At 54.6% G+C, this 23,682-nt stretch carries 18 protein-coding genes and 1 pseudogene; 6 read left to right on the forward strand and 13 right to left on the reverse strand.

Features of this window, described 5'->3' with window-relative positions; genetic code table 11:
* Positions 1 to 70 precede the first annotated feature (70 nt).
* The 3 genes from A7E48_RS07890 to A7E48_RS07900 form a co-directional block, all read right to left on the reverse strand.
* Positions 71 to 1,402: a glycosyltransferase 87 family protein gene (locus A7E48_RS07890; protein ID WP_083147298.1), complete on the reverse strand. Its 1,332-nt coding sequence runs from the start codon at positions 1,400 to 1,402 to the stop codon at positions 71 to 73.
* A gap of 28 nt (positions 1,403 to 1,430) precedes the next feature.
* A complete protein-coding gene (locus tag A7E48_RS07895; protein WP_068171863.1) occupies positions 1,431 to 1,901 on the reverse strand; it encodes a hypothetical protein in 471 nt (156 codons plus the stop codon).
* An 81-nt stretch (positions 1,902 to 1,982) separates the two neighbouring features.
* The gene (locus A7E48_RS07900) at positions 1,983 to 2,483 is read right to left on the reverse strand and encodes a DUF456 domain-containing protein (RefSeq protein WP_068171866.1); all 501 of its coding nucleotides are present in this window, start codon (positions 2,481 to 2,483) and stop codon (positions 1,983 to 1,985) included.
* Between the two features lie 167 nt (positions 2,484 to 2,650).
* On the opposite strand from A7E48_RS07900, the gene A7E48_RS07905 reads away from it, so the two are divergent.
* The gene (locus A7E48_RS07905) at positions 2,651 to 5,425 is read left to right on the forward strand and encodes a multicopper oxidase domain-containing protein (protein WP_233126038.1); all 2,775 of its coding nucleotides are present in this window, start codon (positions 2,651 to 2,653) and stop codon (positions 5,423 to 5,425) included.
* A gap of 134 nt (positions 5,426 to 5,559) precedes the next feature.
* Positions 5,560 to 6,258: a lytic transglycosylase domain-containing protein gene (locus tag A7E48_RS07910; RefSeq protein ID WP_141669423.1), complete on the forward strand. Its 699-nt coding sequence runs from the start codon at positions 5,560 to 5,562 to the stop codon at positions 6,256 to 6,258.
* 5 nt (positions 6,259 to 6,263) lie between these two features.
* On the opposite strand, the gene A7E48_RS11010 is transcribed toward A7E48_RS07910, so the two are convergent.
* Together A7E48_RS11010 and A7E48_RS11405 are read right to left on the reverse strand one after the other, a co-directional pair.
* Positions 6,264 to 6,845 carry a hypothetical protein gene (locus A7E48_RS11010; RefSeq protein ID WP_068171869.1) on the reverse strand — a complete coding sequence of 194 codons (582 nt, stop codon included), beginning with the start codon at positions 6,843 to 6,845 and terminating at the stop codon, positions 6,264 to 6,266.
* A gap of 149 nt (positions 6,846 to 6,994) precedes the next feature.
* Positions 6,995 to 7,741, reverse strand: a pseudogene (locus A7E48_RS11405) (glycerophosphodiester phosphodiesterase family protein).
* Positions 7,742 to 7,950: 209 nt separating this feature from the next.
* Between A7E48_RS11405 and A7E48_RS07925 the strand changes: the two are divergent.
* Both A7E48_RS07925 and A7E48_RS07930 read left to right on the forward strand, forming a co-directional pair.
* A complete protein-coding gene (locus A7E48_RS07925; protein WP_068171872.1) occupies positions 7,951 to 8,787 on the forward strand; it encodes an oxidoreductase in 837 nt (278 codons plus the stop codon).
* 192 nt (positions 8,788 to 8,979) lie between these two features.
* Positions 8,980 to 9,753, forward strand: coding sequence for a MerR family transcriptional regulator (locus A7E48_RS07930; protein WP_068171875.1), 774 nt, complete (start codon positions 8,980 to 8,982; stop codon positions 9,751 to 9,753).
* A gap of 43 nt (positions 9,754 to 9,796) precedes the next feature.
* On the opposite strand, the gene A7E48_RS07935 is transcribed toward A7E48_RS07930, so the two are convergent.
* The 5 genes from A7E48_RS07935 to A7E48_RS07955 all read right to left on the reverse strand — a co-directional run bounded on the left by A7E48_RS07935 (position 9,797) and on the right by A7E48_RS07955 (position 15,547).
* Positions 9,797 to 11,041 (reverse strand): Nramp family divalent metal transporter, encoded by a 1,245-nt coding sequence (locus A7E48_RS07935; RefSeq protein ID WP_068171878.1) that lies wholly within the window; start codon positions 11,039 to 11,041, stop codon positions 9,797 to 9,799.
* Positions 11,042 to 11,198: 157 nt separating this feature from the next.
* Positions 11,199 to 12,449 carry a PLP-dependent aminotransferase family protein gene (locus A7E48_RS07940; protein WP_233126039.1) on the reverse strand — a complete coding sequence of 417 codons (1,251 nt, stop codon included), beginning with the start codon at positions 12,447 to 12,449 and terminating at the stop codon, positions 11,199 to 11,201.
* 30 nt (positions 12,450 to 12,479) lie between these two features.
* Positions 12,480 to 13,562 (reverse strand): agmatinase, encoded by a 1,083-nt coding sequence (gene speB, locus A7E48_RS07945; protein ID WP_083147301.1) that lies wholly within the window; start codon positions 13,560 to 13,562, stop codon positions 12,480 to 12,482.
* A gap of 198 nt (positions 13,563 to 13,760) precedes the next feature.
* Complete coding sequence (locus tag A7E48_RS07950) at positions 13,761 to 14,528, reverse strand: fructosamine kinase family protein (protein ID WP_068171881.1); 768 nt, start codon at positions 14,526 to 14,528, stop codon at positions 13,761 to 13,763.
* Positions 14,529 to 14,548: 20 nt separating this feature from the next.
* On the reverse strand, positions 14,549 to 15,547 hold the full coding sequence (locus tag A7E48_RS07955; RefSeq protein ID WP_233126040.1) for a sugar phosphate isomerase/epimerase: 999 nt from the start codon (positions 15,545 to 15,547) through the stop codon (positions 14,549 to 14,551).
* A 301-nt stretch (positions 15,548 to 15,848) separates the two neighbouring features.
* Between A7E48_RS07955 and A7E48_RS07960 the strand changes: the two genes are divergently transcribed.
* A complete protein-coding gene (locus tag A7E48_RS07960) occupies positions 15,849 to 17,468 on the forward strand; it encodes a thiamine pyrophosphate-binding protein (protein WP_233126041.1) in 1,620 nt (539 codons plus the stop codon).
* 230 nt (positions 17,469 to 17,698) lie between these two features.
* Here A7E48_RS07960 and A7E48_RS07965 read toward each other — a convergent pair whose 3' ends face one another.
* The 3 genes from A7E48_RS07965 to A7E48_RS07975 all read right to left on the reverse strand — a co-directional run bounded on the left by A7E48_RS07965 (position 17,699) and on the right by A7E48_RS07975 (position 22,424).
* Positions 17,699 to 19,003: an excalibur calcium-binding domain-containing protein gene (locus tag A7E48_RS07965; RefSeq protein WP_068171883.1), complete on the reverse strand. Its 1,305-nt coding sequence runs from the start codon at positions 19,001 to 19,003 to the stop codon at positions 17,699 to 17,701.
* Positions 19,004 to 19,220: 217 nt separating this feature from the next.
* On the reverse strand, positions 19,221 to 20,168 hold the full coding sequence (locus A7E48_RS07970; RefSeq protein WP_068171885.1) for a family 16 glycosylhydrolase: 948 nt from the start codon (positions 20,166 to 20,168) through the stop codon (positions 19,221 to 19,223).
* Between the two features lie 816 nt (positions 20,169 to 20,984).
* Complete coding sequence (locus A7E48_RS07975) at positions 20,985 to 22,424, reverse strand: sugar porter family MFS transporter (protein ID WP_068171889.1); 1,440 nt, start codon at positions 22,422 to 22,424, stop codon at positions 20,985 to 20,987.
* A 142-nt stretch (positions 22,425 to 22,566) separates the two neighbouring features.
* Here A7E48_RS07975 and A7E48_RS07980 point away from each other — a divergent pair, with 142 nt between their 5' ends.
* Complete coding sequence (locus A7E48_RS07980) at positions 22,567 to 23,643, forward strand: metallophosphoesterase (protein ID WP_083147303.1); 1,077 nt, start codon at positions 22,567 to 22,569, stop codon at positions 23,641 to 23,643.
* Positions 23,644 to 23,682: the final 39 nt, after the last annotated feature.

Genomic DNA, 23,682 nt, shown 5'->3' on the forward strand with positions numbered 1-23,682 from the left:
TAGGGGTCTCGGTAGCCTAAGCGGACTCGGTGCGGTATAGGGCTTCCACCCTATACCGCACCATTTCTGTTTAATAACGCAGAGTCTCGACGGCGACGTCGTCGCCCGCCGCAGGAGTCGCAGCAATCTCCCGGCGGTGCTGCAGACCAACCACAATCCACAGCATCACCGTGATGAACATAGCGATAACCGGAATCGCTGAAATCACCAGGGGACCTTGCGCGATGTAGTCCAGATTGTCATTGGAACCGTGCAAGCGCGAACCAATCCACATGGGCCCGGCATACAAACCGATAACTCCAACCCACGCGCAGATCTGCGCGGCAATACGCATCCCGGTGGATGCGCGGGAGAAAAAGGCGGGGAAAGCGTCCAGCCACAGAGCTGCCACCAGCAGAGGCAGCCAGGTGTTGTGGTGGGACCAGCTGATAGGGCTCATGGAAACCATCAGGAAGGCGTTCAGTGCTACCTGTGAAAGCACCATCTTGTGCTTTTCGAGAATAGGAATAAGAAGCGCGATGCCCACCAGTAGCACGAGAATCAGCCCGTAGTGCATCAGCTTCAGTCCCGCACCGGTAAGCCCTAAGTGCATGAGCCAGCCCTGAATTGAGATGTTATCGAGGTAGTTAATATTGCCGACGCGCGAGGGGTCAGAAACCGCCGACGTCCAAAATTCCACTGCCTCAGAAGGCAAAAAGAGGAAACCGATGCCCACGGTTGCCAAAAATGAAAGACCGAGAGTGATAACGCCCTTGATATCCTTGCGCATCAACAAAATGAGACCAAACGCCAACGGGGTGAGCTTAATACCACCGGCAATACCGATGAAGAAGCCGCGGGGAAGACGAGTTGCCGGGCGCAAAAAGTCCCAGAGCACCAGCAACATAATGAGCGGGTTAATCTGGACCAGGTTCAAGCCGCGGAGCCAGGGACCGGACCACAGAATCACTGCCATGAGCAACACGATGGTACCGGTTCGCCCTAAATAGCGCTGCAACGGAAGCACGCGGCCGCGCTTGTTGGCGTAGTTAAGAATAAGGACCGAGAGCCAGAATGCCACCGCGTAGGCAAGGAGCATCATCAGCACCACGCCCAGCCACTTAGGAATGAAGGCAATCGGCACAAAGAGTAACGCCGCAAACGGTGGGTAAGTAAAGGGAAGGGAGAAGTTCGGGCCCAAACGAAGCAGGTCGATAACGTAGAGATCTTTGTCAAAGCCCTCGTTATTGAACACGGTCATCGCGCCATAACGGTACACCGAGAAGTCCAGCGCGCCCACGGTCAACGCATAGTTCATCGTGTACCCGATAACAAAGGCAAGTACAGCGAAGGCGGCAACAATCGCCCATTTTTTAGGCTGCATTGATCCGGCGGATATCGAAGGGGTGGGCGAGGTGCTCATGTGTGCTCCGGAGGTGGTAGGGGTGGTTCTAGTTAGCGCGGTGGGACGACGTTGAATCCGACTCCCCCTGCGGCGTCTTGGCAGTTGCCACCAAGTTAGTACCGCGGTTTTTACGCTTCTGACGTGCGGAGACTTTACGTTCCTTCTTGGGCTTTTTGGGGAGCGAAGCGATGATGAGCGCCAGCTCTAGAACAAGCAGGAAGAAAGAGGCGTAATACACGTAAATGGAGGGGTAGAAATACCACAGTGAGCCCACTACACCGACGATGGTGACAATCAAGCTGATGGCCGCCAGCCCCAAAATCATAAAGTGCGGCCCCTGAAATCGCTCAGAAGTTGAGGGGTTGCGCCATGACAGATAAACGATCATGAGCAGGAAGAGGATGGGGAAGAAGACCTGACCAGAAATCACCAGGGCGTTCCCGGTGTATTGGAACATTCCGAGGGCCTGGGTAATCATCGAGGCAACGAGCAACAAGGATGCGGGCAAAGATTTCACGACAGTAAGTCTACCTTCTACCCGCAAGTCGTCCCGTGAGATTTGCTATGGGGTCTGGCATCCAGCGCCTGGGTTAGTTGGCTAGGCAGTCACAAAATAGGTGATGGCGGCTAGGGCAAAAACGGTTCCGGCCGCGAGCGCGCATCCGAATTCCACCACAATACCAATGCCCATCGATTTGAGCGCTTGCAAAGTGGCGGGTACAGCTTGGCTGAAGTTGCGGCGTCGGTTAGCTTCGCTGAGGTAGAGACCTGCGGCAAAGCCTATGAACAAACCCACCACGGGAATGACGAACATGCCCACTACCGCACCCACTGCACCCCAGAGAGTGGACGAGTTGGGGATTCTTTCGCGTTTGAGGGTTCTGCCGGTGAGGAGTAGCTGCGCCGTCATGCCAAGAACAAGGAGGACGCCGCCGAGTCCCAACGCCCACCAGCCTTCGGGGGCGCGCACGGTAAAAGCCCACAGCACAATGCCGCCGAGCGCAAGAATGGATCCAGGCAGAATAGGGTAGATGATGCCTACGCATCCGATACCGATTGCTAGCGCCGAGATAATGGTAATGATTACGTCTAATGCCATGGGTTCACTTTATCCGAGGAAGCCCAGATTCACCGGGTTCGACGTCGAGAGCACACGATTTGCCCACAAGCACAGCGAAGAAGCGTGTGTTGTGGGGAGTTGCTGTGTTTTCGGCACAAACTATAATTGCATTATCCATGCAAATTTTATGATGCCCAAAGGATCCCATGCCTTCCCAGAAGCTCCCCCTCAGCACCTCCGCGAACTCGCCCTCGCCCTCGCCCTCGCCGGAGCAAATTGCCCGCCGGGCGTCGGGGCGCGCAACCTGGCATCGGAAAGCATCCAAGCCAGTGAGCGTATGGATGATTCTGCTGTTCATCCTTATCTTTGTGCACCGCTGGGTACCTAATTCCACCTGGTTGATGGTCCACATGGTTACCCTGGGGCTCATCACAAATTCCATTTTGATATGGAGCCAGCACTTCACCGAAGCATTGCTCAAACTAAAGCTCCCCGACGAAGCGCGCAAGACGCAGGTGGGGCGTATTTACGGGCTCAACGCCTCCATGATTGTGCTGATGGTGGGTATCGTTGGCGGGATTTATCCGCTGACTCTGCTGGGGTCCACCGGCGTGGGGTTAATGGTCGCCTGGCATGGGCTGAACCTTCTGCTTCAGTTACGCGGTGCGCTGCCCGCGCGTTTTGATTCGACGGTTCGCTTCTATATCGCAGCCGCTTGGCTTTTGCCGGTGGGAGCTACTTTCGGCGCACTCCTTGCCCGCAACTCCACGACCACTGACCTGTACAACCGCCTGCTGCTGGGGCACGAGACAGTCAATGTTCTGGGCTTCGTAGGGCTTACTGTGGTGGGCACGCTCATGACGCTCTGGCCCACTATGCTCCGCACCAAAATGCACCCCGCAGCGGTTCAACTCTCCAAAATCGGTTTGTGGGGCATGGTCGCAGGAGTCACGGTCACCACGCTCGCTGCTCTCTTCAATCTGCGCTCCCTCGTAGGGGCGGGGCTGGTTATTTATGCTCTCGCCCTGCTGGTCATCGCGGTATTAATGGTCAAAACCTGCGCCGCCAAAAAACCGCTCGATTACCCCACGCTCTCGGTAGCAGCAGGGTTCGCCTGGCTCATCGTGGGCACGGTGTGGACCGCGGTCATGGTCTTCAGCACCGATTTCGCCCAGCTTCATCTGCGTACCGTCACCCCCGTCTTTGTCGCCGGTTTCCTGTTGCAAGTTCTCCTCGGCGCCATGAGCTATCTGCTGCCGGTACGCATGGGAGGTGGACCCGCCGCCGTCCGCGCGTCAAACAGGGAATTCAACCGGTTCTCCTTCGGGCGCGTAGCTATTATCAACATCTGCCTCACCTTCTTCGTTTTGCCCGCGGAACTCACCGGGTCGATGGTACGCGCGCTGGTTTCCATTGTGGGCGCCATGACTCTTGCCGCCTTCATACCGCTGATGCTCCGTGGCGTGAAAAAATCTGTAGCAGCCCGCAAGGAAATGATTGCCGCACGCGCCCGTGGAGAAGCCCCTGCGCCCAGAACTCCTGTTGAGGTTGCTCCCCAGCAACCCAATGCCCGCAGGGAACTACTCATCGGTGGCGGCGCAGCTCTTGCCGCGGTGGCGACTGGGGTAGCGATTGCGCCGTCGTCGTCCAAGCTACTGCGCTGGGGTGGAACAAATGCTTCCCGCGGCACCGGAGAGGTCACCCGCATCCAAGTTCAAGCAACCTCCGACATGCGATTTGTGCCCAACTCCGTTGAAGTACCGGTAGGCAACGAGTTGGTGATTGAGGTCAAGAATATGGACGGCACCAACATCCACGACCTTTATATAGACGCTAACGGTGGCGCAGAAACCGGACGCATTAACCCCGGTGAAACCCGCACTCTCCATGTCGGGGTAATTACCGGCGATGCCGAGGGCTGGTGCACGATTATCGGCCACCGCGCGATGGGAATGACGTTCTCTGTAGTGGCATCGGGAGCAACGGAAGACGCTACCGGGCATGAAGGCATGCCCGGCACGGGGGCAGATTCAACCGTGATGAAGTCTAGCGAAATCGACCTCTCTGCGCCCCTGAGCAAGGACTTTAAAGTGCGCGACGCTACCCTCGCCCCCGTCGAATCCGCAGAGATTCAGGACGGCGCACGGGTACACCGCATCACCTTCGACGTTTCCGAAACCGAACAAGAGATTGCCCCCGGAATCACCATCAATTCGTGGACCTTCACCGACTCCTATATGGGTCCGGTCTTACACGGTAAGCTCGGCGATATTTTTGAAATTACACTCAAAAACAACGGCACTATGGGTCATTCGGTGGACTTCCACGCAGGAATGGTCTCCCCTAACGAGAACATGCGCACCATCGCTCCCGGCGAAGAACTGGTGTACCGTTTTGAAGCTACAGGCTCGGGGATCTGGCTTTACCACTGCTCCACTATGCCTATGAGCACGCACATTGCCGCAGGAATGTTTGGGGCGGTCATCATTGATCCCGTCTCATTGAGCACCGTGGACCGCGAGTTTGTGGTGGTTCAAAACGAAACTTACCTTACTGATACCGGCAAGAGCACCGCTGACGGAAACAAGATCGTGGACGTTGCCCCCGACGCCGTAGCCGACGGTGTCCCTACTCTCACAATGTGGAACGGCCATGCTACCCAGTATGTGGCAGAACCTCTCCAAGCTCGTGTGGGCGAGAAAGTGCGCATGTGGGTTCTTGCCGCTGGCCCTTCTCAGGGGTGCAGTTTCCATGTGGTGGGCAGCCAATTCCACACGGTCTACAAGGAAGGCGCCTACCTATTACGCGATGCACAGGACGCCTTCGGCAACGACGGCGGACACGCCCAGTCCCTCGACCTCGCCTCTGCCCAGGGTGGGTTCGTGGAAATGGAGTTTCGCGAAGTCGGAACTTATAGCTTTGTGAACCACTCCTTTGCCGAGATGGAACGTGGCGCGCGGGGGCTCATCGAGGTGAAGTAACCTCCGGTGCCGTTGCGGCGTCGTCGTCCATCAAAAACACACGTTTTACCCAAGAACACAGCGAACAACCATGTATTGTGAGCAAACCGTGTGTTCTCGGCGGGGCTAGCGTGTGTACGTTACTCTAGTAGACGATGACACAACGACACCCCGCACCCGAGTCTGACGCTTCGCAGAGCACTCAGACCTCCACATCTCAGGTAGCCTCAACCGTTGCACAAGGCTCCCGCCGCAACCCCGCCCTACGCGTTGGGGCAGGTATTCTTGCCCACTGGCAGGTACTCGCCTCGGGGCTCTTGCTGGGCGCCGGCGTCGTCGGATTGCACGAAACCTACGAAGACTACTGCGGGCAAACCGACCTCACCTACGCCCCCAACGAAGTACGCGACGCCCTCGAGTTGGCCTCCGAAGAATCTGGCTTTAGAACCGGCATCATAGCCTCGCAGGTTGAAACCGAATCAGACTGGCGCACCGGGGCGTCCTCCCACGCAGGCGCGAAAGGTCTCGCCCAGTTCACCGACGAAACCTGGGCGATGTACGGTCAGGGTGATCCCACCGACCCCGCCGCGTCTATTGCCGCGCAGGGTCGCTACCTCGATTATCTCAAGGAGCGCCTCGCTCCCTTTGCACATAACGACGACGAACTCTTACGGGTTGTCCTCGCAGGCTACAACGCGGGTCCCGCCGCAGTCGAAGAGTATAAGGGAATCCCACCCTTTGGGGAAACTCAGGCGTACGTCACCAAAATTACCGAACTGGCAGATACAAAATACAAGGTAACCTGCGATCCCGACCCGCAATTCTCCAAGGAAAAGCTCCACACCATCCGTTAGGGCAACTACTCCATCTCAACCGGACCAGTGAGCCTAATTTCATCCATATCGGTGATATCCAGCAGGCGGATGAGCGCTTCGTCGTCAATCTTGCCCTCATCGCGGTAGCGAATCATATGCTGTCGACGTTCCCTGACCAGGGCGAGCTGAAGTTCTTTCATCTCTTCTTTAGCCTGAGATACTTTCTCTTCTCTGTTATCTGGATCCATCTTCAACCAGCGTTCCCGCTGTTTCTCCCAGCCAGCTTTGACTTTCTCCGCAGCAGCAGGGGAAACGTTATGGCGAACTACAATCTGGTCGAAGTCCTTGTAAACATCCCGCATAGAGTCAATCATGGCGGCTCGTACCTCGCGGTCTTCTGCCTCGGGGTCTTCAGCATAGTTGGGTGCGGGGGCACGCTCTAGTGCTTGAACTGCCAGCGGCAATAGGGCGCCCTGAACTACCAGCGAAAGAATCACGATTCCACTGGTCACGAAGATAATGACGTCTCGGAACGGAAACGCCTCGCCGTCTGCCAGGGTAATTGGAATCGAAAGAGCCACCGCCAGCGAGATACCGCCGCGGAAACCTGCCAGATCAGAGACCAAGCGGCTACGGAACGTGACTTTCAGCCAAAGCGCAGACGCGCGAAGAAAAGAGGTTGCTCTCTAGTATAAAGAAGAATCAAAGTCTCTGACCGGCGTAGCTCGTTTTGACCAGGTAGACATGGTCAAAACGAGCTACGCCGGTCAATGGGCTATTGCCCTTGCTTCTCTAAATCAACATACTCATGGGCGAAATCGGTAATAATGCCATCAACACCCCAGTTGAGGAGCTCGTTAGCTCGGGCGCGGGAGTTCACCGTCCACGCATTAATCGTGTAACCTGCCTCCTTCATCTGTTGAACTAGCTCAGGGGTGAGGGCAGCGGCGTCGGAGTGAACCGTATCTGCACCTATAAATTCAAGGGTGGTAAGCCAGTTGGACGCCAGCATTTCCGTACCCATGAGAGCTGCGACCGAATATTGGGGGGCGCGACGCTTAAATTCAGCCAGCGCCAACTAGTCGAAAGAGCTAATGACTACTTCACGGTCGTCATCTAGCTTGCCGAGCTCTGCAATGACCGCATCCAAGAGCTGGTAAACCTTCTCCGCACCCAACTCGTTGGGCTTGATTTCGATATTCCCGTTGAGCTCCTTGCGGTTCATCAGCTCCACCAGCTGAGCCAGGGTAGGCAACTTCTGGCCGCGGTACTCACTCCCGAACCAGGCTCCCGCATCGATTCCCTCTAAGTCCTCTGCGCTGAGATCGTAAATAGAACCGGTTCTGTTGGTAGTGCGATCCAGGTGGGTGTCATGAATGACGACGGGCGTGCTATCGCCCAGAATATCCACGTCTGTTTCAAACCATTTCACCTTGTTTTCTGCACAAGCACCGATGGCAACCAGAGTGTTCTCTGGCGCGACGGAAGAAAGTCCTCGGTGGGCAAAGATGGTGCGAGGCATGGAATCTCCTTTGAAACTGGGTGTTTACACCGGCATAGACATAAAGCATGAGTGGTTCGAAAGAAATAACCCAAAAATCAGGGTGAATGACGCATGAACTTTGGGGCTTTCTCTGGGTATTGCCAGATGAATTGAGCCATCTTCTGAGCATTTAGCCTCTTTGATGTGGAAGAATAACTTTCACTATCAATTACTTGAAGGAGAAAGCAATGTCTGAAAAAGTTGCTCTTGTCACCGGCGCTTCGTCGGGAATCGGTGAAGTCACCGCCCGCAAACTGCAGGAACTCGGCTATACGGTGTACGGCGCCGCGCGTCGTGTGGACCGCATGAAAAAGCTCGAAGAAGCCGGAATGCGCACCCTAGCGTTGGATGTTACCGACGATGACTCTCTCACTAAAGCAGTGGAGCAGATTATTGCAGAAACAGGTCGCATCGACGTCCTGGTAAACAACGCCGGTTACGGTTCCTACGGCTCGATCGAGGACACTCCCTTGGACGAGGCGCGCCATCAATTTGAGGTCAATATTTTCGGCGCTATGAATCTCACCCAGAAAGTGCTTCCCCACATGCGAGCGCAGCGTTCTGGAACTATCATCAATATTTCGTCAATGGGCGGCAAAATGTACACCCCCTTGGGTGGCTGGTACCACGGTACAAAATTTGCGCTGGAGGCCCTCAGCGATTCGTTGCGTATAGAGGTTGAGCCTTTCGGCATTGACGTGGTGATTATTGAGCCCGGTGGAATCGCGACCGAGTGGGGCGGTATCGCGGCAGATAACGTTGAGAAGGTATCTGGGGCGGGCGCTTACGCTGATCAGGCTCGCGCGGTAGCTAAGAGCCTGCGTGGAGGCGGAATTAACAAGGGGTCCAAGCCTACTGTTATTTCGGATGCTATCGCTAAGGCGCTCACTGCAGAAAAACCAAAGACTCGATACGCGGTTGGTTTTGGTGCACGTCCGCTGATTGCAGCTCACGCAATTTTGCCTGACCGCGCCTTCGATAAGCTCATTTCAATGGCAGTGGGCATCAGACGGCCCAAGAAGTAGGACGCGCGGGGCGGAGGCGTCACTGCGCGGTGGGTTTGGTGTCGTGTGAGGGCGCCCGCCGAAAAAGTACACACTTCCCGCAAAAGTACATGCTTGAATATGTATTTTTGCGGGAAGTGTGTACTTTTTTCTTAGACCCGCTTGACCCTCACGCAACGTCAGTTTCTACAGTGGGCGATGTTAGGAGGAGCTATGAAACCGTTTAACCATGATTCGCTCAGCGTGGGTGAAGTCGCCCAACTGATGGGAGTGAGCGTTCGCACACTTCATCATTTTGAAGATAAGGGGCTGATAGTCCCTGCGCGCACATCCACAGGTTATCGGGTGTACTCGACAGAGAATATTGACCGCCTGCATCAGATTTTGGTGTACCGAAGCCTTGATTTTTCTCTCGCTGAGATTGGCAACATGATCGACGACGGCGCCACCGCAGAGCACCTTGAACGACAGAAAGAGCTCCTCGCCGCAAAAATCCGCAACCTGCAATCTGTTTTGCATGCGGTAGAAACTCTGATGGAGGTCAACATGAACAACCCATCTCCCGCCGACAAAGCTCGTGCGGCACACGCCCAATACGCTGAAGAAACCGAACGCCGATACGGTCACACCGATGCTTACCGGCAGTCTGCACAGCGAACTGCCAACTTCACCGAAGCGGATTGGGCTCAGGCAACCGCCGAAGGTGAGGCACTGGAAGCCGACTGTGCTCAGGCTTTGCGCGACGGCGTCGCCCCCGGTTCAGATTTCGCAAATGCGCTAGCAGAGCGTCATTTGGAAAGCATCAACCGCTACTTTGACTGTTCATACTCTCAGCAAGTGCTCATTGCCAAGAATTACCTTGCAGATCCGCGTTTTACTCAGCATTACGACGAACGCGAGACTGGTCTGGCTCAGTGGATTCACGATTCGATAGTCGCCAATGCTGCCGCCCAGGGGGCAGATATAGAAAATCCTGAGTGGGGTTAGAAACGTAGCTGGCTCTGTCAGCGAATACTTTCTTTATCTTGACCTAACTCGTAAGAGTAAGAACCACCAAGATGAGGTTAAGGCAAATAATCAGGAAGACAGCGGACCAAGAAAAAATACGCAAGAATAGACTGTCTCGATAAGCCCCCATCAGGGTCTTATCGGATGTCAGCCTAACTAGCGGTATCAGAGCAAACGGAATGCCAAAGCTCAGTAGCATCTGGGAAATTACAAGCGCCTGAGTTGGGTTTATGCCCCACGCCAGAACAACCAATGCTGGCAATAAAGTGATAAGTCTACGGTAGAGAAGTGGGATTCTACGGCGAATGAGACCGTGCATGATTTCTGAGCCGGCGTAGGAACCAACCGAGGTTGATGCAAGACCAGATGCTAGTAGACCAAGAGCAAAAATCACACCAACAGTAGATCCGTAAGCAGACTCAATAGCTCCGTGGGCGCCAGCGATATCGTCGGTGCCGTCCACACCGCGTAAGGCTGAAGCTGCAAGCAAGAGCAACCCAATATTTACGGTGCCAGCGACTGCGAGTGCTAAGACGACGTCGAGGCGAGTACCGCGAATAAGTCTGGGCAAGCTCGTGGTTCGTCCTGCCAGGGATCCATGCCGGTGGTTGACCAAAGATGAATGAAGATAGATAGCGTGCGGCATCACCGTAGCACCTAACATACTGGCAGCTACCAGTACCGATTCTGCTCCCTCAAACCGGGGAATAAGGCCGCTGGCAACCTGATTTATCGGTGGAGGATTGAGTATCAAGCCGGTCAAAAAACCCGCGGTGATAATAAGAAGCAACCCAATAATTACAAATTCAAAATGGGTTTGTGACCGCTTAGATTGGAACGATAGAAGCCCAACTGAAATAGCTCCTGTAATACATCCGCCCCATAGTAGGGGCAGATCAAAAAGAAGCTGTAATGCGATGGCTCCACCAATGATTTCTGCAAGATCAGTAGCCAGGGCCACCAGTTCCGCCTGCGCCCAGTAGAGTAGCCGGGCTGGACGAGATAGTCTGGCTCCCATGAGCTCGGGCAAAGACTTGCCAGTTACTAAACCAAGTTTTGCCGATTGGTACTGAATTGCTACTGCCATGAGATTAGCTACTACCAGAACCCATACGAGCAGGAATCCATAGCGTGCTCCCGCTGTAATATTGGCCGCCACATTACCCGGATCCACATAGGCAATAGCAGCGATGAAAGCAGGACCAAGGAGGGTAATGATTGACTTCGGGACTGTTCCAGAATTCCCTTCCGCTTTATGTTTTCTCATTGGCCCACCTCTATTACGCCGTCATCGTCCTTTATTGGTCAATAAATACCCTATCTACCCCATCTGAAAACACACGGACTGCCCCGCATCCCAGCGAAGAAGCAAGGGATGCGGGGCAGGCAGTGTGTTTTTCTATACCACGGGCGAAAAGGATGCCTTATAGCACCTCAGCCAGACGCTTCACGCCCTCTTCAAGCACGGTAGGCTCCACCGACGAGAATGCAATCCGCAGCTGATTCGCGCCGGGGTTTTTGCCGTCCACAGTCTCGAAAAACGCCGACCCGGGTACGAACACCACACCATTTTCGATGGCGGGCGCAAGAGCGTCAGCAGCGTCGGCGTACTTGCCGCCTTCTGGCAGGGTGAGCCAGGTGAAGAAACCGCCCGACGGCGTCGTCCAAGTGGTGCCTTCTGGCATGTACTTTTCGCAGGCGGCGAGCACGGCCTCGCACCGTTCTTTATAGAGCGCAGCGGTACGGCGGGTGTGAGGTTCCCACATTCCTTCTGCCATGAATCCCAGCACCAAACGCTGCGACAGTACCGAAGGACAGATGGTCACAGCTTCGCCAGCAATCTGCAGGAACTTTCGCACTCGTTCGGGAGCTACCATCCAACCCACACGCACACCCGGGGAGAAAACCTTAGAGAAGCTCCCCAGGTAAAGCACATTTTCAGGGTCATAGGAGTGCAGGGAACGGTGGCGCAGACCGTCGAATGAGAGCTGGCCGTAGGGGTTATCTTCCACAATCAGAACGTCCAGCTCGCGGCAGACGCGGGTCAGTTCCTCGCGGCGGTCGTCGGAAAGGGTCACACCGGTAGGGTTCTGAAAGTTGGGGATGGTGTAGAGGAACTTGACCTCTTTACCCTCAGATCGAATAGCTTTGACAGCTTCGCGGACGGCGGCGGGGTCGAGCCCATCGCCGTCTAATGCAACCTGGCGTACGTCGGCTTCATATCCCTCAAAAGTTCCTAACGCACCGGTGTAGGTGGGGCCTTCGGCGAGAATGACGTCGCCGGGGTTCACAAACAATTTGGTGGCGAGATCCAGACCCATCTGGGAGCCAGCGGTCATCTGGATCTCTTCGAGGGCAGGTGAAGATCCTTCAGATTTCATGAACTCGCAGACCAGCTCGGCGAGTTCTTCCAGGCCAGCGCCGGAGCCGTACTGTAGAACTTCCAGCCCTTCCTTTTCAATAATGCGGGCGGACATCACCCCCAGTTCGTCGAGGGGCAACAAGTCTAAATCGGGGTTGCCGCCAGCCAGCGAGATAATGCCGGGGCGCATTGCCACTTCAAAGACGTCGCGGACGGCAGAGGGGCGGAATCCTCCTGCGCGGTCGGCAAAGTGCTTCATGATGCGCGCTTCTGCCGGGTTGGCGTCGTCTAAAAGTTCTTGAATTTTTACCACAGAGATTTCCTTTCGGTGGTTGATAAAGACTTATTTGCCGTAGGTGATGTCGGCTTCGCCGTACGCCGGTGAAGCGGTACCTGAATTGACGCCGGCGGCGTGCAGGGAGACGAGTTCGTAGACTACATGGGCGGCGGCAATGCCGGTGAGTTCTGCGTGATCGTAGGCGGGGGAAACTTCCACGAGTTCCGAGCCCACGATGTTGAGACCGCGCAGTCCGCGCAGGATTTCCAACAGTTCGCGGGAGGTGATTCCACCAGCTTCGGGGGTGCCGGTGCCGGGCGCGTGAGCGGGGTCGAGCACGTCAATATCGATGGAAATATACAGTGGACGGTCGCCAATGCGGGCACGCAGTAGGTCTACGACCTTCTTCACACCCAGGTAGTAAACATCGGCAGAAGATATGATGCCGAAGCCAAAGCGGCGATCGTCATCCAGGTCCTCGGTGCCGTAGAGCGACGCGCGAGTACCCACATGGGAGAGCGCGCCGGTGTCCAGTAGGTCTTCTTCAAAGGCGCGGCGGAAGGGCGTTCCGTGGGTGTATTCGGCGCCGAAGTAGGTATCCCAGGTATCTAGGTGGGCGTCGAAGTGCAGCAGGGCAATCTTGCCGTGTTTCTTTGCCATATTGCGCAGGTTAGCTAGGGCGATAGTGTGGTCGCCGCCGATGGTCACCAGCTTGGCGCCATCCCTAGTGAGTTCGTGTGCACCGGCTTCCATCTCAGCGAGTCCAGCTTCAATATTGAAGGGATTACCGATGATATCGCCCGCATCTGCCACCTGCGCTTCCTTGAAGGGAGAGATATTAGCGGCAGGGTTGAAGGGGCGCAGCAAGCGGGATGCCTCACGCACGTGGTTGGCGCCAAAACGAGCACCGGGGCGGTAAGAAACGCCAGAGTCCCAGGGCATACCTGCAATCACAATGTCTGCTTTTTCTACCTCGTCCAAACGCGGCAGACGAGCGAAGGTGCCGTTACCTGCCCAGCGGGGAACCTCAGCGGCGTTGACGGGGCCAACTCGTTCGACGCCGTCGGCACCGGTTGCGATAACGCGGTTGGGGTGAGCGGAGAACGACGGTTTAGCGTTCTCTGCGGCAGACTTTTGGTGTGTGCTCATGGGGTCCTCCAGGAATCTGAGGTCAGTGCAGACGGCGATGCCTACATTGTGGAATGTGTCGTATCCCACTATGCAACAATTTCTGGGTATTTGGGAATTTTGTGTAGCAGTATTTTTTGCGCCAGGTACTAGAAAAGCGAACGAGGTACCGCACTAAGACGGTACCTCGTTCACTTTCCTGGTATCTCACCACCAGCCCTATATGTATTTTCGCGCCACTTTCAACGCCTGACGGGCGTAGTCCGCTCCAAAGAGCACGGCGTGGAGGAGCAAGAGGTGAAGCTGGTGGAGCTCAACCCGGTCTTCCCATCCCTTATCAAGGGGGCTTACCTGCTGATAACCCTGAATAATGTCATCCAAATGAGGAGCGCCAAAGAGAGCGAGCGCCGCCAAATCGTCTTCAGGATGACCGCCATAGGGGGTTGGGTCAATGAGTACCGCTTCGCTCTCGGTCCACAAAACGTTCCCTGCCCACAGATCCCCGTGAACACGGGCGGGGATTGCCCCCTCCCCGTAAGAGCCATCGAAGTTTCCCTCGCGCAGCAAAGCGCACAGTTCCCCAAATACCCCTCGCTCATGGGCACCATAATCTTCAACTTTGCGCACTAGAGGGGCGATGCGTTCTTGCGCCCACATTGAGCCCCAGTTGCTGTGGTGATTCAGAGGGAGCTCTAGCTGATTACCAGCAGGACCCTGTAAGCCAGAACCTTCCCACCCGGCAGGGCCTGCGCCGTATGCTTCGGCCCCTGCCTGATGGGTTCGGGCGAGGCGAGCGCCAAAGTCACAGGCAATACTGCGATCAGGAGAGCTTTCGGAAATACGTTCAATAACCAGCCGTTCACCCTCTGCAGAAACGACCTCAGCCACACGTGCCCCGCCGTCGTCCTGCGCTTGCCCTAACCAGCGAAGGCCAGCTGCTTCCCAATCGACAGCGCGTTCAGTTCCGTGTTTACTAAAAATTTCCACAACGAGCTCCTCATCTGGGATTACTGGTAGGTGACAACCCAGGGTTTCGGGTTCAGGTTATAGGTCTGCTCGGGGGAGAGAGTGGGGGTGTCTTCATCGTAGAAGTTCTTCCACGACGGGTAGATTTCTGGAGATAGCCCCTGCAAGAGAGCGTTATAGGTATCTTTTTTCAGGTCGGGTGTGCCGTGTCCATCTGCGTGGATGGTCAGCGCGAGTTCAGGGTGGGAGGTATCAATCAGCTCGCGGTTAGTAATCATGGTTTGGGTGAACTGATGGAGAACCACTAATTTTTGCGGAAGTTTTTCTTGTTTCACCACGTCAGCTACTACTTCTAAGGCTTCGTTGACTTCGGCGGCGTCCACGCTACCGATTTGTTGCAGGTGCATTTGCCCCGGCGCTAGCCGCCATTCGGGGTCAAGCCCAATACCTACATTGGGGCGTTTGAGGAGCTCCTCATACTGTTTCACCTGGTGGGGAAAGGTATCGTGCCCCGGCTGTAAATCAAGAATGACGTACACCCCGTTTTTCTCTGCTTCCTCGATGAGAGGTAGGAGCTTCTTCACGGATAGCTCCCGGGAATAATCGCCATCCTCCCCAGCTTCGCTGCTGGCAACCGTAGCGATGATTTCAAACGCGGGTTGGACGGGTTCTTTGCTAAACGGTTGGTACTGCTCGGCAAGAGTTTTTGCTTGCTTTACTGCCTCTTGGGGTGAGTATTCGCCCAGCACACCCAGAGATGCATTTTCCGGTGACCCATAGAGCGCAACAAACCGTCGGTCAGGGAAGATTTCGGTTCCACCGCCGAAGATTTCAGCGGGTTTTTGGTTGGTTTCGTCCGAGATGCTGGACGACGACGCCGCGGGTGATTCTGTTGAAGCTGAAGACTCGGTGGCTGCGGACGATGAGGCGTTCGAATCCTGAGTGTTCTCAGAGTTTGCCCCGCAGCCGGAGAAAATCATGGCAGTGGCAAGAGCCAGAGCGGTGAGGGGGAGGGCGCGGTGTGTTTGGGGAAAAGTCACAGGGGTTCCTTGGTGTTGAGGCGTGGGACTCTTCCAACTTATCAAATAATTAAGTACGGCTTGGTTTCGTTACTTTTAGGATCGAAGAATAATCATTTTGCACTTTCTGCAGTTAGTATGAACCCCCACCCTGCATCTTTATACGTGAGCTGGATAACATTTCAGAGAGAACAATCCTTAGATTACGCGGAACTTACTTATAAACTGTCATAGTCCCACCTGGGACAAACAGTTTCAGGGCGAACCACCCTGCCTGAGCTTCCCACCCCTCATGCGCATCCGCGCTATCAAGGAGACCCCTGTGGAAACTACTGAATCGCGCCGCAACGCAGGCTACGCCATTCTTGCAACCCTGAAAAACTACGGCATCGACACCATCTTCGGCATCCCAGGAACTCACAACCTAGAGTTCTACCGCCATCTGCCCGAGCTCAACATCAAACCGGTCACCACTCGCCACGAACAGGGCGCCTCCTACGGTGCCGACGGCTGGTCACAGGTGCGCGGGCTCCCCGGCGTCGTTATCACCACCTCCGGGCCCGGCCTTTTGAACTCTCTTTCGGGTGCTGCAACCGCCTACGCTGAATCGCGCCCGATGATTATCCTCTCCCCCGGCCGCCCCGTCGGCCAGGAATACCGCGACATCGGCGCCCTTCACGAAACCAAGAATCCCACCGGTGCGGTGAATTCAATCGTTGAATTTTCCCGCCGCGTGAACTCAGCCGAAGAAGCCATTGATATCATCCACACCGCCTTCCGCTCCTTCGCACACGCTCGCCCCCGCCCCATTCACATCGAGGTACCCCTCGACGTCCTCGAACGTGAAACCGACATCGACGACGCACTGTTGCAGGCTCGCCCCATCGGCAAGCCCCAACCCGCACCGCTAGAGGACGTCAAAGAAGCCGCAAAGCTACTGGCCGCGTCCAAGCACCCCGTTATCGTTGCTGGCGGCGGCTCGATTCCCGCCGCAGCAGACCTCCTCACGTTGGCAGAACTTCTCGAAGCGCCCGTCATTACCTCCATCAACGGCAAGGGCGCCATCCCCGAAAAGCACCGCCTCTCCCTCGGCGCGGACCTGCGCCTCTCCTCTGCCCACGAGTTCTGCCGCTCCTCAGACGCCATGCTCATTATCGGCTCGAAAATCGGTGAAGCCGAGCTGTGGGACGGCGACATCCGCCCCGCCGGGCCCGTCATCCGTATTGATATTGAGCGCTCGCAGATGCTCACCAACATCACCCCAGATATCGAACTTCCCGGCAATTCCAAGGCTGTTGTTCCTCAGCTTTTGAAGGCACTAGAAGAGGAGGGCGTGACCGAAGAAAGCCGCGAAGTTCGCGACCTTCAGAGTGTTTTTGACGCGCTCGATGACGAAGGCCGCGCGCTGGCTCCCGAGCTTGCCGCGCTCAACGAAAAAATTATGGACATCTTGCCGGAGAACACTATTATTTCCGGTGACTCCTCACAGGTTACCTACATGGGAACCACTACGTTCTACCGCGCGCCCCGCCCCAATTCGCTGCTGTACATGGCAACGTACGCAACTCTCGGTTACGGCCTTCCCGCGGCAGTGGGTGCTAAGATTGCCGCCCCCGATCGTCCTGTGGTCTGCCTTTTGGGCGACGGCGCGCTGATGTTCGCTATCCAAGAGCTCATGACTGCGGTGGAACAAAATCTTGACCTACCCATTATCTGTGTGGATAACGGCGGCTACGGCGAAATTCGCCAAAATGAGCGCGATCGCGGCATTGCGCCCATCGCCGTCAACCTCGTTCAGCCCAACTGGGTGCAACTGGCAGAAGGCTTCGGCGCTACAGGTATTGAAGCAACCATGGAGACACTGGCAGAGAGCGTGACTAAAGCTCTCGAAACGAGAGGACCTAGTGTTATTCATCTGAAGATTGGTGAAAAACTTAAATAGTCGCTACACGCTAGCAAGCTAGATTTCTCCCCAGAGCTCCCTGAGGAACACCAGGATTTCACAATCTCTTACGCTGATCTGGGGCTCAAAATGAAGAAGAAGACCCTCACCACGCAGTCACTGAGAGTCTCATTCCTCTAGAGCCTCCCCCGATAACGGGCTCTTTTGATAAAACCGTGCCGCACCATGGTGTTCATGATGCGGCACGGTTTTATCTTGCGTGAAAAAGCTTATACAGCTTTACGGCGCGAGGTCACTACTGCAGCGGTACCCAGACCAAGCAGGGTCATGCCGCCAGCGAAGATACCCATCGCACTAAAGCCTGTGTTCGCCAAGGTAGTCTCGGTCGAACCATAGTAAGCGTTAGCAGGGTCGCTGGACGCCAAGGAGTCCACAGAACGGGAATCATCCGAGGGGTAGATACCGTTGGTGCTAGAGGTGTTCTCAGAACCGCCCTGGTTAACTACGGTCTGCTCAGAGCCATTCTGAGTGTTCTCGTAGTCAGGAGTGAGTTCGCATCCGACGCCGTCGCCGTCGCGATCCAGCTTGGGCTCGTAGCCAACTTCGTTTTGGTGGATTTCACGACCCAGCTTGGCGTGAACATCGGCGCAGTTCTCATAGACAGAGGTGGACGCCGCAGCGGCGCGAGGGGCAACTGCCTGGCTTGCAGGAGCTTCAGCAGCCACAGCGGAAGTTGCTACTGCGTCAGTAGATGCAGGAGCCTGTGCCGCTACCGGTGCAGGTGCTTCTGCAGTCTCAGCTGGGGCAGTAGGTGCATCCGCAGCCGCAGCAGAAGTTACTGTAACCTCTGCCGGAGCGGGAGTTGCCGTCTCTACAGGTGCAGCGGTCTCGGTAGCTACGGGAACAGGAGTTTCTGATGCAACGGGAGCGGGAGTTGCCGTCTCTACGGAAGCAGGAGCCGCTGTCTCTACCGGTGCGGGGGTCTCCGTTACAGCTGGTGTAGGTTCTTCTGCTGCAACCACGGTGATTTCCAAGGTCACAGAACGTGTACCTTCGGTAACGACTCCCTGGGAGACCTCTGCGGAAGTGAAGGTAACGGTCGCAGTGCCAGGAGCTTTCGCCTCAATAGCACCTTGCGGGGTCACGGTCAGAATCGAAGGATCCGAAACGGTCCAGGCACCCAGCACGCGAGCATTGGGGTATGCCTTGATAGCCGCTCCTACAGAATTTTCAGCAATTTTTACCGTATCTTTTGTGCCAACGGTTAGCTCAGTCTTGGCTGATTCCAGAATGATTTCTAGGTTCTGAATTTCGGCGGACTCCACCGTAGCAAGACCGGTTGAAGTACCGTCCGCGGCGATAGTGGGGTTTTCGGCAGTTTCAATCAAGACGCCGTCGGCAAGGTTAACCGCGCTGTTAGCAACTACCGCTGCGGTAGCGGAGACTACCTGCTGGTTAGCGTCATCCGCTGCAAGAGCAGGGGCAAGAGTGCCTGTTGCAAGGAGGGCGATAGTTGCCGATGCAACGGAGGCAACCTTAAGGCCAGAGCGATTGCCGATTTTTACCTGAGACATGGGGGTTCTCCTGAGGGTAATAAGAAGTGTAAGTGAGTACTACTAAGCACCTAAGGGCACTTGTCTAAAAATACTAGATGCTTCTGGCATTTGTGGGTTACTTTGGGGTAACTTTTATGTTTTTCCACAAATACTTCTTCAGGATTTGAAAAAAGCCTGGTTGATGTGCGATTTTACACCTTGCGAAGATTGCAACAAACCGACACACACGCTTTTATTAACCCATATATTTCCAAGCACGAATGTAATCAACTTCCATGGTGCCGTCCAGCTTGTTACCTGCAGTGACAGGACCCCAATACTGGGTGCCGCCTTCAAAGTTGAGGCGCATGTGCATCTTAGTTCCGGGCTTTTTAGCAGCCAGCAAGCGAGGATCATTAGCAGGCACGTGGCAAAGTACATGCTTATTATCAAAAGTCACCACGATACCCTGGTCCGGTGTTACTTCTACCGCCCAGGTGTGCCATTCATTCTGCAAGTCACGGGGTTCCCGAGGAAGCCAGCCCATGCCGTAGACCGAACGGTTATCAGCTTTATTGCCACCGGTCTGGTCGAAGTGCACAGAGGTTTCGGTGCGCTGAGTAATATCAAAATTATTAGCTTTGCCCTGGTAGTTGACGCCGTAATACTCGTTGAGATCAATTTCCAACGAGGGAAGGGTGGCGTTGGGGTTGTACTCACCGTTATCGTCCGGACGGAACCAGAGGCATGCGTGGTTGCCGTGAGCATTAGGGCCCGAAGGCATTTTCATGCGAGTTTCCACACGGAAGTATTCGGCGGAGAACTTGCCGCGGCTGTCCAAGTATCCGCCCTTGAAGTCGCGGCGCTTGCCGTCAACCATCACGGGCTTTTGGAGCTTTTCAAGGTGGAATACTGCGCGCCCGTCTTTTACATTGACGCATTTTGCGGAGTTGACGGTGGGGGTATTCCCGGGGGCATTACCCCAGGTGCCGGGTACACCTGCAAGGAAAGGTTCACTATCTCGGATATTCCATTTGGTGGTATCTACTGCGTTACCATCAAAATTTTCATCAAAGGCAAGCTTCCACCGATTAATGCGTGGGCCTACCGCCTCAACAGCAGCGGCAGGGGTGGCAGCTGCTAGACCTGCTCCTGCAAGAGCGGTAAGTGATGAAGTAAGAAAGTTTCGACGATTGAAAGCCATAGGGGGGTTGCTCCAAATTGGGTGATGTTTATACGGGGGAAATGTGGTTCTGATTCTGAGAAAAGTTGGGGGTATTTTTCTCGCTAAATGAGATTACGACAGTTTGGGGGACAAATGCCAAGTATAGACAACTCTTTTCTTGTCTAATTCCTCAATTAGTGAAGGAAAATGTTTATCTGACCAGGGAAAACACTTGTATATATGAGTTGGAGCACATGATTCTTTGAGGTTATTTTTTCCAGATTTAAACAACACATACCCTTCATTTGTGGCTTATTAGGCATTATTTCCACTTATTTATGCATATTTTGAAAGAAACGGTTGACTTAGAAATACAAAATACGCAAAACGATGAAAATAATTGCCTATACAACCACCCTGCAATACCTTGATTTCGCGGGGGTTTTCACTCAAAAGCAAGTAAAGAGTTGTATATACTTACATTCAATAAGTGTTCCAAATCTCGTTTTCAGCCTTCTGTGATGGGACGCCTCAAAACCCTCTTACGCCTGCAATTCCGACCTACTGTCGTCTTCCCATCCGCACCTTCCACCCCTCTTTTCCCACATAATCACTGCCTATCTACTTGATATATTTCAAATTTTTATCTCTTTCGTTCAGAAGCACCCACCCCGGATATTTTTCATGTCGTATAACCAACGGCGCCCTCATTTACTACCAATACCCCAGGTCAACCCATTTTTAGAACGCACAGAACACCTCCTCAAACAGTCTTTTAAGGCAATAAAAAGCTCCCGGAACGAATCATTTTCGTCCCGGGAGCTCCCTTACAGCACAAGAAATAACTAAAACACGTTACTTATCGACCTTAAAAATTGCGCCCGTCATCACGCCATCCTCTACCTGTTCCAATGACTTACCGCGCGTCTCCGGCAGCATTTTCCACATAAAGAACACCGCAGCAGCATTCACGAGGGCAAACGCGAAGAAGGTGAAGCTCAGTCCCCACACTTCCATCACCGAGGGGAAGAACAAGCTCAATACCGCGTTACACAGCCATTTCACAAAGACCGAAGCGCCCATACCGAAAGCACGCATCCCCACGGGGAAAATCTCCGAGAGCAGCACCCAAGTAGCAATATTCAAGAAAGTCTGAATAGAACCAACCAGCAAAACAATGAGTACGAGCAAAACATAAGGACGCGCGGCATTACCCTCAGGAAACAGCACAGACGCCCCAGAAATCAGCAAGTGAAACAGCATAGTGAGCGAATAACCGGTAATTACCACGGTGCGGCGATTAATACGCTCCATAAAGCGCAATGCAACTAACGCCCCTACGACGCCGATAACTCCGGGAGCGATATTCGCAATCAGCGCCGCCTGCTCACCGAATCCGGCGTCGGTCAGGATGCTGTGCCCGTAATACATCACCGAATCGATACCGGTAAGCTGCTGGAACAAGCCCAGTCCCACGCCCACCATTAAGATGCGCAGGAGCCAGCGGTTTGCAAAAATATCGCGAGCAGACATTTGCCTTCGCTCGGAGTGCTGCTCCAAGCTAATCTGGATATCCTCAAATTCTGCCTGCGCACGCTCATTGGAACGGATACTACGCAGTACCTCGTGGGCTTTTTCGTATTTCCCCTTGGACGCTAGCCAGCGAGGGGATTCAGGAACCCGCAACATGCCAATAAGAAGGAAGAACGCAGGAATCGCTGCCACGCCCAGCATGACCCGCCAGATGCCGGGAACATGACCCCAAACGTTACCGATAATGGCGTTCACGATGAATGCCGCCAGCTGACCGACCACAATCATTACTTCGTTGCGCCCAGAATATGTACCGCGGATTTCAAAAGGTGACATTTCCGCCAGGTAAACCGGTACCACAGTGGATGCACCGCCCACGGCGAAGCCCAGAACAAACCGGCCGATGAGTAAGATGGCGAGACCCGGTGCAAAACTGCATAACGCCACGCCCAGGATGAAGAGGAAAGACAGAATAAACACTGCCTTGCGGCGTCCGACGGAGTCAGATACCTTTCCCATGACAATCGCACCAATTGCCGCGCCCACTAGCAGAGAAGAAGTAACCATGCCCTCCCCCAGAGCATCCAACCCAAGTTCCTGACTCAGGGGGGAAAGCGCGCCGTTGATTACGCCCGTGTCATACCCAAAGAGCAAACCGCCCAAAGTTACAACCGTGGCAACAAACCCTAGATGACGGCGGTGGGGACCATCCGTTAGCGCAGGTAATTTATGCTCGTTGGGAGTCGAAGCCGAAGTAGTCACTTCACCCTCACTTTCATACCCACAATAAAAACCGACCCTATACCGCCGCGGGCGGTCTAGGTCGGCGTATATATTGTGAAGATTTAATAATTAAGTAGTCTTAACTGCACATTAGCATGAGTCCCGGTTTTCGGGATTCGACTTGCAACATTCCTTGTGGGTTCGCGGCAAACTATTGTCTATCGCCGGTTTGTCCTTCATTCATTTATTGAAGTTACAACTAAAGAACAACATTCTTACCAGCACAAGGACCCCCAGCGTAGATATTTACTGGGAGGGGAATTCTAATCCCGGCGCCCGTGTGCGTGTACTGGTGTGGAATACCTCGCTGGGTTCATTCGAAGAACTTGCCTCTACCGTGGCAGATTCGAAAGGTGCGGTGAAATTCTATCGGTCAGTACCAACCGGATCACACGTCGTTGAAGGAAAAGTAAAGGTACTCGTTCAGCATTCGGTGGGTTACTCGGGCGGTAACCTTTCTTCGAAGACATCCTCGTTCATCCCCGAGCACCCTGCCGATACTCCTCGGGCGCAGTATGACTTCACGCTCGCCTGGGAGTCAGATACTCAGTACTATAACGAGTCGTTCCCTGACCGCCAGCTCGATATTCACAACTACCTTCTGCGCCAGCGCGTACCCATGAATATTCAATATGTATTCCACACCGGAGATATCGTGGACGAATACGATAAACCCGTTCAGTGGGAGCGCGCCAACACCGCCTACGCTATGTTCGATCAGGCGAAATTTCCCTACGGCGTTTTGGGCGGCAATCACGACGTCGGTCAGTACGACGAAAAGGGCTTTCCTGTTTACTCGCAACATTTTGGAGAAGCACGATTTGCTCGCAACCCTTGGTACGGCGGCAACCATAAAAATAACCGCGGACATTTTGACCTCATCAGCGCGGGCGGGCACGATTTCATTTTCGTTCATATGAGCTGGGCACCTAAGGACGTCGAATTCGCCTGGATGAACCGGGTGCTGGCTAGCTTCCCTGAGCGTACTGCGATTCTTGCTACCCACGAATATCTGAATTTGGACGGTAGCATGAGCCCCACTGCTACCCGCATTAAAAATGAGGTAGTCGCCAAGAACCCTAACGTGCGTATGGTGCTGTCCGGGCACGTTCACGGAGCCATGAAAAATCAGCATTTCTTTGACGTTGAAGACCACACATTTCTCGGCGCGGTTTGCCTAAGGCCTGTAGGCAGATGACCAGCGCAGCAACGGTGAACTAACCTTACTGCTGCGCTG

This window comes from Rothia sp. ND6WE1A (assembly GCF_001683935.1).
Taxonomy (GTDB): Bacteria; Actinomycetota; Actinomycetes; order Actinomycetales; family Micrococcaceae; genus Rothia; species Rothia amarae.